Source organism: Companilactobacillus formosensis (assembly GCF_005405305.1).
GTDB lineage: Bacteria > Bacillota > Bacilli > Lactobacillales > Lactobacillaceae > Companilactobacillus > Companilactobacillus formosensis.
Map to the genome: position 1 here is coordinate 69,953 of NZ_BJDU01000007.1, position 13,012 is coordinate 82,964.

Annotated in this window: 12 protein-coding genes; 11 read left to right on the top strand and 1 reads right to left on the bottom strand. The window is 36.0% G+C overall.

The genetic code is table 11. The features are described from left to right. Positions 1 to 2 precede the first annotated feature (2 nt). The 7 genes from FFM65_RS09125 (at position 3) to FFM65_RS09155 (ending at position 7,095) form a co-directional block, all read left to right on the top strand. Positions 3 to 842 (top strand): helix-turn-helix domain-containing protein, encoded by an 840-nt coding sequence (locus FFM65_RS09125; RefSeq protein ID WP_119318459.1) that lies wholly within the window; start codon positions 3 to 5, stop codon positions 840 to 842. 72 nt (positions 843 to 914) lie between these two features. Next, positions 915 to 1,499 carry a CDP-diacylglycerol--glycerol-3-phosphate 3-phosphatidyltransferase gene (pgsA, locus tag FFM65_RS09130; protein ID WP_010020559.1) on the top strand — a complete coding sequence of 195 codons (585 nt, stop codon included), beginning with the start codon at positions 915 to 917 and terminating at the stop codon, positions 1,497 to 1,499. Between the two features lie 23 nt (positions 1,500 to 1,522). Beyond that, a complete protein-coding gene (locus FFM65_RS09135; protein WP_119318460.1) occupies positions 1,523 to 2,062 on the top strand; it encodes a CinA family protein in 540 nt (179 codons plus the stop codon). 88 nt (positions 2,063 to 2,150) lie between these two features. Then, positions 2,151 to 3,284, top strand: a complete 1,134-nt coding sequence (recA, locus tag FFM65_RS09140; protein ID WP_119318461.1) for a recombinase RecA — start codon at positions 2,151 to 2,153, stop codon at positions 3,282 to 3,284. A gap of 147 nt (positions 3,285 to 3,431) precedes the next feature. After that, the gene (gene rny, locus FFM65_RS09145; RefSeq protein WP_119318462.1) at positions 3,432 to 4,997 is read left to right on the top strand and encodes a ribonuclease Y; all 1,566 of its coding nucleotides are present in this window, start codon (positions 3,432 to 3,434) and stop codon (positions 4,995 to 4,997) included. Positions 4,998 to 5,111: 114 nt separating this feature from the next. Next, positions 5,112 to 6,197 (top strand): glycosyltransferase family 4 protein, encoded by a 1,086-nt coding sequence (locus FFM65_RS09150; RefSeq protein WP_119318509.1) that lies wholly within the window; start codon positions 5,112 to 5,114, stop codon positions 6,195 to 6,197. Between the two features lie 139 nt (positions 6,198 to 6,336). Then, on the top strand, positions 6,337 to 7,095 hold the full coding sequence (locus FFM65_RS09155; RefSeq protein ID WP_119318463.1) for a helix-turn-helix domain-containing protein: 759 nt from the start codon (positions 6,337 to 6,339) through the stop codon (positions 7,093 to 7,095). A gap of 37 nt (positions 7,096 to 7,132) precedes the next feature. Here FFM65_RS09155 and FFM65_RS09160 read toward each other — a convergent pair whose 3' ends face one another. Next, entirely contained in the window at positions 7,133 to 7,771 is a 639-nt protein-coding gene (locus FFM65_RS09160) for a YigZ family protein (RefSeq protein ID WP_119318464.1), read from the bottom strand. Positions 7,772 to 7,801: 30 nt separating this feature from the next. Here FFM65_RS09160 and FFM65_RS09165 point away from each other — a divergent pair, with 30 nt between their 5' ends. From FFM65_RS09165 to secA, 4 genes are all read left to right on the top strand, one after another. Continuing rightward, positions 7,802 to 9,112, top strand: coding sequence for a DEAD/DEAH box helicase family protein (locus tag FFM65_RS09165; RefSeq protein WP_119318465.1), 1,311 nt, complete (start codon positions 7,802 to 7,804; stop codon positions 9,110 to 9,112). Continuing rightward, positions 9,109 to 9,789 (top strand): ComF family protein, encoded by a 681-nt coding sequence (locus FFM65_RS09170; RefSeq protein WP_119318466.1) that lies wholly within the window; start codon positions 9,109 to 9,111, stop codon positions 9,787 to 9,789. Before FFM65_RS09165 ends, FFM65_RS09170 begins: the two co-directional genes overlap by 4 nt. A gap of 96 nt (positions 9,790 to 9,885) precedes the next feature. Further along, positions 9,886 to 10,434 carry a ribosome hibernation-promoting factor, HPF/YfiA family gene (gene hpf / locus FFM65_RS09175; RefSeq protein ID WP_010020547.1) on the top strand — a complete coding sequence of 183 codons (549 nt, stop codon included), beginning with the start codon at positions 9,886 to 9,888 and terminating at the stop codon, positions 10,432 to 10,434. 208 nt (positions 10,435 to 10,642) lie between these two features. Then, the gene (gene secA, locus FFM65_RS09180) at positions 10,643 to 13,003 is read left to right on the top strand and encodes a preprotein translocase subunit SecA (RefSeq protein ID WP_119318467.1); all 2,361 of its coding nucleotides are present in this window, start codon (positions 10,643 to 10,645) and stop codon (positions 13,001 to 13,003) included. Positions 13,004 to 13,012: the final 9 nt, after the last annotated feature.

Below are 13,012 nucleotides of genomic sequence, written 5' to 3' on the forward strand. Positions count from 1 at the left end.
TAATGGACGAAATTGGCCAAAAATTAAGAAATGCTCGTATCAAAAAAGGATACACAATTGATGATTTACAACAAATCACAAAAATTCAAAAAAGATATTTGATTGCTATTGAAGAAGGTCAATTTGATCATCTTCCTGGTGATTTCTATGTCAGAGCTTTTATCAAGCAATATTCTGATGCTGTTGGTATTTCAAGCGATGACTTGTTGGAAGAATACAAGTCAGATATTCCTAATGCACAACCTACACAAGAATCTGCTCCTGAAGAAACTAAGACTAGAAGTATCAAAGAAGAATCAAATTCTTTCTTCTCAAATTTGGGTAACTATATTCCTCAAATTGTCGTTGGAATTATAATTATCGTAATTATCGGAGTTATCGCCTTTGGAATGATTCATAAGAGTCAAAGTACATCAAGCGTGACAATTCCAAAGGATAATACTGAACAAACAACCAAGAAAGCTAAGAAGACAACAACTAAGAAAAAGGCTGCTAAAAAGACAGAAACTAAGTCTAAAGAGACAACTGTCAAGGAGTCTGACACTGAAGGAACATATACGATCACAAATGCTCCAAGTGACGGATTAAAAGTTGTTGTTGAAGGTAGTAATGGTCAAGCTTGGATTCAATTCAAGGAAGGCGACAATACTACTTGGCAACAAGCTCTTAGCGCTGACGAAAAGAAGGAAACTACTGTTCCTAGCGACACAACAACTTTCACCATTCAAACTGGTAACGTTAATAACACTAAGGTTACGATTGATGGTAAAGATGTTGACTTGTCTAAGTCACAAAGTGGTGACACAATCGTCAAAACTTTGACATTTAATATTGAAAAATAAAATAATGGTGTCTAATCTTTATGGGTAGGCACCATTGTTTTGTCAAAATTAGTATTCTGGAGGACTTTTTCAATGGTTTGGAATGTACCAAATAAATTAACCATGTTACGGATTATTTTAATTCCGGTCTTTATTATTTTATTAGCCTTCAATTGGAGTGGCTTGGGGGATATTTACGTCGCCAATGATTTGATTCCAGTCAATCATGTTTTAGCAACAGTAGTCTTTATTGTTGCCTCGTTGACAGATTTGTTAGACGGCAAAATTGCTCGTAAGTATCATTTAGTATCTAACTTTGGTAAATTTGCTGATACGTTGGCTGACAAGATGTTAGTTATGACAGCGTTCATTTTCTTAGTTAGTTTTAAAATGGCTCCAGCTTGGGTAGTTGCTATCATCGTTTGTCGTGAATTAGCAGTTACTGGTTTAAGAACTATCGTTTTGGAAGTTGGTGGCAAGGTTATGGCAGCTCAAATGCCAGGAAAGATCAAAACTACTACTCAAATGTTAGCTATCATTTTCTTGTTGATGCACAACATTTTCTTCTCAGCTATCAATATTCCAATTGGAGAAATTTTCTTATATATCTGTTTAATTTTCACTATTTATTCAGGTGCTGATTACTTTATTCAAAGTAAAGATATTTTCAAATCTTAATACGTAATTTGAAAGAGAGAGCAATGAAAAAAGAGATAGATTTTTTAAAGACAATTGAACGATTAGATTTTGAAAAAGGAATTCCAGAAGAGTTTAAAGGTTTTCCTAAACAGACAGTTGATCTATTAAAGCAAAGTCATTTAAAAATCACTGCGGCAGAGAGTTTGACGGCCGGGATGTTTCAAGCAACCGTTGCGACTGTCCCAGGTGCATCAAACGTCTTTGATGGTGGTTTTGTTACTTATGCTGATTCTATCAAGGTACAATTGCTGGGAATGGATCCGCAATTGATTGAAGACAATACTGTCGTCAGTGGACCTGTAGCTTTGGCAATGGCCAAATTGTCTGCTGAAAAAATCAAGGCTGATATAGGCGTTGGTTTCACAGGAGTAGCCGGACCTGATCCATTGGAGGGAAACCCTGTGGGAACGGTCTTTATCAGTGCTTACAACCGTACAAATAACGAAAAAATCGTCAAAGAATTTCATTTTTCTGGATCGCGTCAAGCTATTCGTGAAAAGTCCGTCCTTTGTGGATTTGCTCTCGTTCAAGAAATAATATAACGAGCAAACATTTGTTCGCTTTTTTCTTGCTTTTTTGATGAATTACTAATAATATAACTAGTGATGAATGCATTAGGAGGAAAGCAATTTGGCTAAAGATGAACGACAAAAGGCTTTGGATGTAGCCTTAAAAAAGATTGAAAAGGATTTTGGTAAGGGTGCCATTATGAGAATGGGTGATGATTTAAATACTCAAATCTCAACTGTTTCTAGTGGTTCACTTGCGCTTGATAATGCATTAGGTGTTGGTGGCTTTCCACGAGGAAGAATCGTAGAAATTTATGGACCTGAAAGTTCTGGTAAAACAACCGTTGCTTTACATGCCGTTGCTGAAGTTCAAAAACAAGGTGGTACAGCAGCATATATTGATGCTGAAAATGCCATGGATCCCGCTTATGCAACTGCCTTAGGTGTTAATATCGATGACTTGTTGTTATCGCAACCTGATACAGGTGAACAAGGATTAGAGATTGCTGATGCTTTGGTATCTAGTGGTGCGGTCGATATCGTCGTTGTCGATTCTGTTGCCGCTTTGGTCCCACGTGCTGAAATTGAAGGTGAGATGGGAGATTCCCACGTTGGTCTTCAAGCTCGATTGATGTCACAAGCTTTACGTAAGTTGTCTGGTTCAATCAACAAGACTAAGACAATTGCTTTATTTATTAATCAAATTCGTGAAAAAGTCGGTATTATGTTTGGTAATCCAGAAACTACTCCTGGTGGTCGTGCTTTGAAATTTTATTCAACGATCAGACTAGAAGTACGTCGTGCTGAACAAATCAAAGATGGTACAGATGTAATTGGTAACCGTACGAAGATTAAAGTTGTAAAGAATAAGGTTGCTCCACCATTTAAGATTGCTTTGGTAGATATTATGTATGGTCATGGTATTTCTCAAACTGGTGAATTAGTGGATATGGCCGTCGATAAGGATATTATCGACAAGAGTGGTTCATGGTATTCTTATGGTGATGAGAGAATTGGTCAAGGTCGTGAGAATGCAAAGACTTACCTAGCCAATAATCCTGATAAGATGGAAGAAATCAAGCAAAAAGTTCGTGCAGCATACGGCATGGATGGCAAGCCAGAAGATGAAGAAGATTCTAGTGACGCTAAAAATGCCAAAGATAATAAAGATTCAAAAAAAGATGAAAAAACAGCTAAAAAAGACGATGAAGCTCTAGATTTGAATCTTGAGGCTGACAAAAAGGATAATAAATAAGAGAAAAGAGGCCGATTGTGTCTCTTTTTTTTCTTTTTAGTTGGTCGACAGGCGATATTTATTCTATAATATTAAGTTGTATGTAATAATCTGCAACATTTAAATTTTTACAAACACATTTTTAAAAGCAAATATGGAGGTGATGGCATGTATCCTGCTATCATAACCTTCTCTTTCGCTCTAGTAACATTAATTGTGGGTGTCCTTTTCGGATATGCTCTCTGTAAAGATGCCTACGAGAAAAAACTTTCACAAGCTAAACAAACTGCTGAAGATATTGTTTCGGACGCTAATAAGGCTGCCAAGTCCTTGAAAAAGGAAAAATTACTTGAAGCCAAGGATGAAATTCATCAGTATCGTGAGAAGCAAGAAGATGAATTGAAAGAACGTCGTAAAGATATTCAGAAACAAGAAAATCGTGTTCTCGAAAGACAAGACATTTTGGATAAAAAAGACCAAACGCTTGAAAAACGTGAGGACAATATCGAGCACAACGAAAATAATCTTGCAGTACGCCAACAAAAACTTGATGAAAAGGCTAAACAATTGACTGATACTCTTGAAAAACAGCAAGCGGAGCTGGTAAGAGTAAGTAACTTAACTCGTGAACAAGCGAGAAAAATCATTCTTGATAAATTAAACAAAGAATTGGTTCATGAACGTGCCAAAATGATTAAAGAAAGTGACGAACAGGCTAAGCAAACTTCAGAAAAAGATGCTAAAGCCTTGATCGTTGCAGCAATTCAAAGAAGTGCAGCTGATACTGTTTCAGAATCGACCGTTACAACCGTTACATTGCCTAATGAAGACATGAAGGGGAGAATTATTGGTCGTGAGGGTAGAAATATCCGGACTATCGAAGCGTTAACGGGGGTTGACTTGATAATCGACGATACTCCAGAGGCAGTTGCATTAAGTGCTTATGATCCAGTCAGAAGAGAAATAGCTCGAATGGCTCTGGAGAAATTGATTGAAGATGGAAGAATTCATCCAGCTCGTATCGAAGAAATGGTCGATAAAGCTAGAAAAGAAATGGATGATCATATTCGTGAAGTTGGTGAACAGACTGTTTATAGTTTGGGCATCAGCTCAATTAATCCTGATTTGATCAAGATTATTGGACGTATGGAATATCGTACGAGTTACGGTCAAAATGTTTTGAATCACTCAATCGAAGTCGCTAAATTATCCGCTGTAATGGCTTCAGAGTTGGGTGAAGATGTTATGTTAGCAAAACGAGCAGGTTTATTGCACGATATCGGTAAGGCTATCGATCGTGAAGTTGACGGATCCCACGTAGAAATAGGTGTGGATATCGCAACTAAGTATAAAGAACCAGAAGTAGTCATTAATACGATTGCTTCACATCATGGGGATGTTGAACCAACATCATTGATTGCAACAATTGTTGCAGCGGCTGATGCAATTTCTGCATCGCGTCCTGGTGCTAGATCAGAATCGATGGAGAATTACATTCACCGTCTTGAAAAATTGGAAGAAATTTCTGATAAACATGAAGGTGTTGATCATAGTTATGCTATTCAAGCTGGTCATGAAATTCGTGTCATGGTCAAGCCTGAACAAATTTCTGACGATCAAGCTGCAATTTTAGCTCGAGATATTAAAGGTGAGATTGAAGACAATCTTGAATATCCTGGACATATTAAAGTCACAGTTGTTCGTGAAGTCAGAAAAGTTGAATTAGCAAAATAATTATTGAGGGGTGTATCAAAGGGTACACTCTTTTTTTATTTTCTTTTAGATTAAGGGTCTGGTATTGTATAATTGTTTTATTAATGGAAAGTGAGTTTTTCTAAAATGTCGGTTATGTTTAGTGTAATAGTAAAATTATTTTTAACGATGATTCTGTCGGCTGCAATAACTCCTTTCGTAGTGAAATTAGCCTATATTTTAGGAGCTGTGGATAAACCAAATGCTCGGCGAGTAAATGTTAAGCCAATGCCCACAATGGGTGGACTGGCTATTTTTATTGCGTTTAATTTTTCGACGTTTGTGTTATTGCGCGAACAATTTCCTACTCATGAGTTGTTCAGTGTTTTCTTGGCCGAATGTATCATTATTTTGACAGGGATTATTGATGATATTAGAGAGTTGTCGCCTAAAGCTAAGTTAGCTGGGATCTTGGCAGCAGCGTTGGTAATTTACTTCTTAGCTGGAATTAGAATGAATGAGGTCACGTTACCAATTTTTGGTTCATTCCAACTTGGTTGGTGGAGTCTGCCGATAACTATCATTTGGATTATCGCTATTACTAATGCGGTCAATTTGATTGATGGACTCGATGGCTTGGCGACGGGAGTTTCAATCATAGCGTTGTTTACCATGGGAGTTATGGCATATTTCTTCTTGAATATGACTAACGTTTATGTAGCAATTTGGATTTTTGCGATGGTAGCAGCCTTAATTGGTTTCTTACCACATAATTTCCATCCAGCCAGCATTTTCTTAGGTGATACTGGTTCACTCTTTATTGGTTTCATGATGGCCGTCTTTTCTTTAAAGGGCCTCAAAAACGTAACTTTCATTAGTTTATTGATGCCAGTGGTTATTATGGGTGTGCCAATTACGGATACTGTTTATGCAATTTTAAGAAGATTATTGAACAAAAAGCCAATTATGCAAGCCGATAAGCACCATTTGCACCATCGTTTGATGCAATTGGGATTGTCACATCGTCAAACTGTTTTGGTGATTTATGGATTGTCATTAGTATTTGCCTTTATTTCATTGCTTTATCCATTGTCAACTTTATGGGGAAGCGTTTTGTTGACGATAGGCGTTTTGATTGGTTTGGAATTATTTATTGAATCGATTGGTTTACTTGGTGATGATCGTCAGCCTTTACTACGTTCGATTCAAAGATTCGTTAAAAGAATGGAAAAGAAAGATTAGCAAGTGCCGTTATAGCGCCTGCTTTTTTTGTTTCTGAAGATATTCTACAAATCTTAGACAGTTGAAAGATTGAGTTCTACTTTTCATAGGTAGTAAATATATGTTGGTACCTTTAAATTGAAATTGAGGAGGATTCAATATGGAATTGAATGAACAGCTAAGAAAATATCGAAAGCAAAATGATTTAACCCAACGAGAGTTAGCCTTGAAATTAAATGTTTCTGATAAGACAATTTCTAGTTGGGAAACTGGTCGAACTTATCCAGATATTTCGATGTTGATCAATTTAAGTTCTATTTTGAAAGTTTCCTTAGATGAATTTTTAAAGGGAGATTTTGAAACTGTGCAAAAAATTGATAAAGATTTGAAATTAAAACGAGTTTATAAAAAATGGTTAATAGCAATTTTAGTATTGGTTTTTGCCATCGGAGGAAGTTTTTACTTTTTATCAACTTACCAGTATAAGAATGTCATGGTCGATCGATTTAATCCGTTGTTGGAGACTGAAATTGGTTATGCGGCTTTGCCAACTGAAAAGACAGCTATTGCTTCAGATTATGAAATTGTTAAAGATTCCCATGGTAAAACAAAAAAAATCTTGGGTTCGCCATATAAGAATATGGTTGTAACTGACAATGCTTGGGGAGATTCTTCATTCTTAACTTTTTATGGTGGATTAGCTCCCAAAAATAAACCCTATGCGATGGTAAAGCACCGTGGTAGCTATGTTTCTAGAATTAATTTTGTCGACTGGCAATCAATTCCTAAATCTATTAGAAATAATATGTATCGAGATTATGAAAAATATCGCGGAATGTATCAAGTCTTTAAAGAAAGCCAAACAGGACATCAAGGTAACGACGTTCCAATTTTTACTATGCAGACAGGTAGATACTAAAAAACTCCGATTCGCTTTTTTTACGAATCGGAGTTTTTTAATTGGCCTCAATAGGAACTTGTTTGTAAGTTTTTTGAGTTTCTTTTAATTGAATTTGGTTTTGGAATAAATCTTTGATATTTTGTACAGCTTGATCAACTACGTTTAAATCTAAATAAATTTCACATTTAATATCGGTAGTAAACTGTTTATTTTCAAGGTTGATTTTTTCGTTTTTGGCATAGTTATCAAATTTATCAAATAAATGATATGGAATTGTTAATTCAAATCCTTGTTGAATACGATTTTCAACTAAGCCAATTTCTTTGACCGCTTCAGCAGTAGTTGAAGAATAAGCCCTGATAAGACCACCGGCACCTAATTTAATACCACCGAAGTATCTGGTAACAACGACTGCCACGTTCTGCAATTCTTGTTGTTGTAAGACGTTTAGAATCGGTGATCCTGCAGTTCCACTAGGTTCACCATCATCTGACATACGTTCGATCAGTACATTTTCTTTGACGATAAAGGCAGTGCAATTATGAGTAGCACCAGATTCTTGCTGACGAATTTTCTTGATAAAATCATTGGCTTCATCCTCAGAGAATACTTGGGCGATGTGTGCAATGAAACGAGATTTTTTAATGTCTTTTTCATGACTGCCAGTTTGAGCGATTGTTTTATAATTTTCCAAAAATAATGACTCCTTTGCGTATTTTTTTATATGGATAAAATAAATGAATATTTAGGTGGCCGCGTACTTAATGCGACTAATTTAGAAAATGAAGATTTATATAAATTGCAGGCGTTGGGAGGTGTGATTTGTGAGGCAACTGTAAAAAAAGATAATAAACTGTTTTGTCGACGTTGCTTGATGGAAATCGAAAAGTTACCGATTGATTTTCAATATTGCCGTTACTGTATTAATTTAGGAAAAATTCAGGCAAACGATAAGTTGATAATTACTCCGACAGACGTCTCATATCCAATTCAAGGCCAATACTTACGATGGAACGGGCAATTAACTTCGAATCAACAAAAAGGTGTTAGAGAGCTTATAAATGCCTTTCACAATAGACAAGATCATTTAGTTTGGGCCGTAACTGGTGCTGGTAAAACAGAAATGATTTTTTCTTTGATCGAACAAATATTGAAAAAAGGTCAACGAGTAGCAATGTGTTCTCCTCGAGTTGACGTTTGTATTGAACTATTCCCACGAATCCAAAAGGTTTTTCCAGGAACTTCAATTGGACTTTTTCATGGCAAGAGTGAAGAAAAATATCATTTGACTCAAATTGCTATTATGACAGTTCACCAGTTGATCCGTTTTGAACACGCCTTTGATGTCTTGATAATTGATGAAGTAGATTCGTATCCTTTGGAAGGTAATGAAATGTTGCATAAGGCCATCTTTAAAGCTAAAAAAATTGATGGAATGATTGTTTATCTATCTGCCACGCCACCAAAGAAATTACTTCAAGATGTTCAACAAGGAAAAATTACCTTGAGTAAATTGTATCAAAGATTCCACGGTCATCCACTACCTGAACCGCAGTGTCATCTTTTGTTCAAAAAAGTTAATTTTTGGGGTATTAATCCTCAATTGCGTTATAAATTAAATCAAATGATTAATAACAAACAACGATTTATGTTGTTCTTTCCACAAATTCCAATTATGAAATCCTTTGCTGAACAATTAATGAAATTGTATCCAACATTAAAGTTTGTCGATGTGAGTTCCAAAGATAAACAACGATTAGAAAAGGTACAACAGTTTCGTGATCAAGAAGTGCAAGCCATCTTGACGACAACGATTTTGGAACGTGGCGTCACATTCAAGAAGATTACGGTAATTGTTTTAGAAGCACAAGCAAAAGAATTTACGAAGACGACACTGATCCAAATAGCTGGAAGAGCTGGTAGGGGTAAAGATTCTTATGATGACGAGGTTCATTTCTACTATCAATATTACACAGAACAGATTCGTTTAGCTTGTGCAGAAATCAAATATTTAAATCAGCAGGCCAAAAAATGAAATGTCTCAATTGTGGTACAGAAATAAACAATAATTTAAAAATATCAGAAATATTCTTGTTTCAAGCTGAGATACCAAATTATATTTGTGATCTATGTCGTAGTCAGTTAGAACCATTAGATGGGCAAAATAATTGTCCACGTTGCTGTAAGCCTAATATTGGGACAATTTGTCAGGATTGTCTGATGTGGGAAAAGAAATATCAAATAATCAATTGCCATCAAGCTTTGTTTGAGTATAATCAGTTCATACACAGCTACTTCAAGCTGTATAAAAGATACGGAGATGTCTTGTTAGCACGATTATTTTATCAAGATATAAAGAGATGGTCTTTGAAACATTCCTTTGATGTAGTTACTTACATTCCTGCTAGCCCGAGTCATCTTCAAGCACGAGGTTTTGATCCGGTTTATGAACTATATAAAGATATTTTTAATTTAAAAAAACTTTTAGTCAAAGTAGATGCCGATAAACCACAGGCACAAAAAAATCGTTTGGAGAGGCTGCAGACTCCTCAAACCTTTTATCCTTTACCAGAGTTAAAACAAATTCCCAAAAATCAAAATATCTTAATATTGGATGATATTTATACGACCGGCCGGACTTTAATGCATAGTCATGATGTGTTTTTACAAGCTGGCTTGACGAATATTTCAACATTTTCATTATCTCGATAGTGAAAACGTTGTCATATAGGCATAAGAATATTATAATTACATTAAAGAGATGTAAGAACACTCTTTAATTTCCTATCGTCGGAAGGAGAGATTATTATGTTAACTATTAATGTACGTGGTGAAAATATCGAAGTAACTTCATCAATTCGCGAATATGTCGAAAAAAGACTTTCCAAAATGGAAAAATACTTTAGTGATGGAAGCAATCCAATTGCTCATGTAAACTTAAAAACATACCCTTCAAAAGGTACAAAGGTTGAAGTAACGATTCCACTACCATACATCACATTGAGAGCTGAGGAAGTAAATGATGATTTGTATGCTGGAATTGATTTGGTTGTCGATAAGCTAGAAAGACAAGTAAAGAAATTCAAGACACGTGTAAATCGCAAGAGTCGCGAGGGCGGCAGTTTGAAGGATCTTCCTTTAGATGACATTACACCAAAGGATACAGAAGAGGACAAATCACAAATTGTTAGAACAAAGCGGTTATCATTGAAACCAATGGATGCCGAAGAGGCTGTTCTACAAATGGAAATGTTAGGCCATGAATTCTTTATCTTTGAGGATTCAGAAACAAATGGGGCAAGCATCGTTTATAAACGTAACGATGGTAAATATGGTCTAATTGAAACTAACGAATAAAAATAATTTTTAAGCTGAGATGAATTGACATCTCGGCTTTTTTTATACCTTCGGCTGAATTGTAAAGCTTTCTTAACACAAAAAGACCCGCAAATGGTGTATCATTGTAATCCTGAAAAGTCTGTTTAATTGATATTAAGTTTAAAAGTTTAAAAATTAATGCTACTATTAAGAGTATGTTTATAACACTTAGGAGAGATATATTAATATGGCAAATCCACTAAGAAGATGGGTCGAAAGTGATAAAAGAGAAGTCAAACGTATGGGCAAGATTGCCGATAAGATTGAAAGCTATGCTGATGAATACAGCAAGTTGTCTGATGACGATCTAAAAGCTAAGACTCCACAATTTAAAGAAAGACTAGCTAAGGGTGAAACACTCGATGATATTTTACCTGAAGCTTTCGCTACAGCTCGTGAAGGTGCAAAAAGAGTTCTTGGACTCTATCCATTTAGAGTTCAATTAATTGGTGGTATTACTTTGCACGAAGGTAATATTGCGGAAATGAAAACTGGTGAAGGTAAAACTTTGACAGCTACATTGCCAGTATACTTAAATGCCCTTGAAGGCAAAGGTGTACACGTTGTTACAGTTAACGAATATTTGTCAGGCCGTGATGCTAAGCAAATGGGTGAATTGTACAATTGGCTAGGTCTATCAGTTGGACTAAACGTTAATAGTATGAGTTCTGAAGAGAAGCGTGATGCTTACAATTGTGACATTACTTATTCAACTAATAGTGAACTTGGATTTGATTATTTGCGTGATAACATGGTTGTTTACAAAGAACAAATGGTTCAACGTCCGCTTCACTATGCTATTGTCGATGAAGTTGATTCAATCTTAATTGATGAAGCTAGAACTCCTTTGATCATTTCTGGTGCAGCTGAGAAGTCAACCGCAATGTACGTTCGTGCTGACCGTTTTGCCAAAACTCTTGAAAAAGACGATTACAAGATTGATTGGCCTACTAAGTCAATCAGTTTGACTGAAACAGGAATTAGAAAGGCTGAAGATTACTTTGGCCTCGATAACCTTTATGACATTGATAATACTGTTTTGAACCACCATTTGGATCAAGCTTTGCGTGCTAATTACATCATGAGTTTGAATATCGATTATGTGGTTCAAGAAGGCGAAGTTAAAATCGTTGACCAATTCACTGGTCGTGTAATGGATGGTCGTCGTTATTCTGATGGACTACACCAAGCTATTGAAGCTAAAGAAGGCGTAGAAATCCAAGATGAAACTAAAACTATGGCCAACATTACTTACCAAAACTTCTTCCGTATGTATGACAAATTGGCTGGTATGACTGGTACTGCTAAGACAGAAGCTGAAGAATTTAGAGAAATCTATAACATGGAAGTTATTTCAATTCCTACTAACAAACCAGTTATCCGTGTTGATAAAGAAGATGTTTTGTATCCAACTTTGAAGAGTAAGTTCGCAGCGGTTGTTCGTGAAATCAAGAAACGTCATGCTAAGGGTCAACCATTACTAGTTGGTACTGTTGCGGTTGAATCTTCAGAATATCTATCTAAATTATTGGATAAAGAAGGTATTCCACATGCTGTCTTGAATGCTAAGAATCACGCCAAAGAAGCTGAAATTATCATGAACGCCGGCCAACGTGGTGCTGTTACGATTGCTACTAATATGGCTGGTCGTGGTACTGATATTAAACTTGGACCTGGCGTTAGAGAACTAGGTGGACTATGTGTTATTGGTACTGAGCGTCACGAATCACGTCGTATCGATAATCAGTTGCGTGGACGTTCTGGTCGTCAAGGTGATCCTGGTGTAACACAATTCTATATGTCACTAGAAGATGACTTGATGAAACGTTTTGGTTCTAACCGAATTAAACGTGTTCTAAAGGCTTTGAAGATTGAAGACGATGATGCTGTTATCCAAAGTAAGATGATGACTCGTCAAGTTGAATCTGCTCAAAAACGTGTTGAAGGTAATAACTACGATACACGTAAGAATACTCTTCAATACGATGATGTTATGCGTGAACAACGTGAAGTTATTTATAAAGAACGTATGGAAGTTATCAACGAAGACAAAGATCTTGATCGAGTATTACTCCCTATGATTGAAAGAACTATCAAAGCACAAGTTGATGTTCATACACAAGGTAAGGAAGAAGATTGGGAATTAGAAGCCATCGCTGACTTTGCCAAAGCTGCCTTAGTTAATGACGATCAAATGAGCGTTGTTGACTTACAACTTAAGAAGCCTGAAGAGATCGTTAAGTATTTGATGGACTTTGTTCACAAGAATTATGAGCAAAAGAAACAACAGCTTGGTGATCCTTCTCAAATGCTAGAATTTGAAAAAGTTGTTATACTTAGAGTTGTTGATGAACATTGGACTGATCATATCGATGCTATGGATCAACTACGTCAATCAATTGGTCTACGTGGTTATGGACAATTGAATCCTTTGGTTGAATATCAAGAAGAAGGATATCGTATGTTTGAAGAAATGGTTTCAGATATTGAATATGATGTTACAAGACTATTCATGAAGGCCGAAATCAGACAAAATATGGAAAGATAAAAGCGGGCC

What these genes read in the sequence shown, in the direction of transcription:
- secA (WP_119318467.1), top strand. Translation starts at nt 10,643, where the DNA reads ATGGCAAATCCACTAAGAAGATGGGTCGAAAGTGATAAAAGAGAAGTC.
- FFM65_RS09170 (WP_119318466.1), top strand. Translation starts at nt 9,109, where the DNA reads ATGAAATGTCTCAATTGTGGTACAGAAATAAACAATAATTTAAAAATA.
- FFM65_RS09125 (WP_119318459.1), top strand. Translation starts at nt 3, where the DNA reads ATGGACGAAATTGGCCAAAAATTAAGAAATGCTCGTATCAAAAAAGGA.
- FFM65_RS09165 (WP_119318465.1), top strand. Translation starts at nt 7,802, where the DNA reads ATGGATAAAATAAATGAATATTTAGGTGGCCGCGTACTTAATGCGACT.
- hpf (WP_010020547.1), top strand. Translation starts at nt 9,886, where the DNA reads ATGTTAACTATTAATGTACGTGGTGAAAATATCGAAGTAACTTCATCA.
- FFM65_RS09150 (WP_119318509.1), top strand. Translation starts at nt 5,112, where the DNA reads ATGTTTAGTGTAATAGTAAAATTATTTTTAACGATGATTCTGTCGGCT.
- rny (WP_119318462.1), top strand. Translation starts at nt 3,432, where the DNA reads ATGTATCCTGCTATCATAACCTTCTCTTTCGCTCTAGTAACATTAATT.
- FFM65_RS09135 (WP_119318460.1), top strand. Translation starts at nt 1,523, where the DNA reads ATGAAAAAAGAGATAGATTTTTTAAAGACAATTGAACGATTAGATTTT.
- pgsA (WP_010020559.1), top strand. Translation starts at nt 915, where the DNA reads ATGGTTTGGAATGTACCAAATAAATTAACCATGTTACGGATTATTTTA.
- FFM65_RS09155 (WP_119318463.1), top strand. Translation starts at nt 6,337, where the DNA reads ATGGAATTGAATGAACAGCTAAGAAAATATCGAAAGCAAAATGATTTA.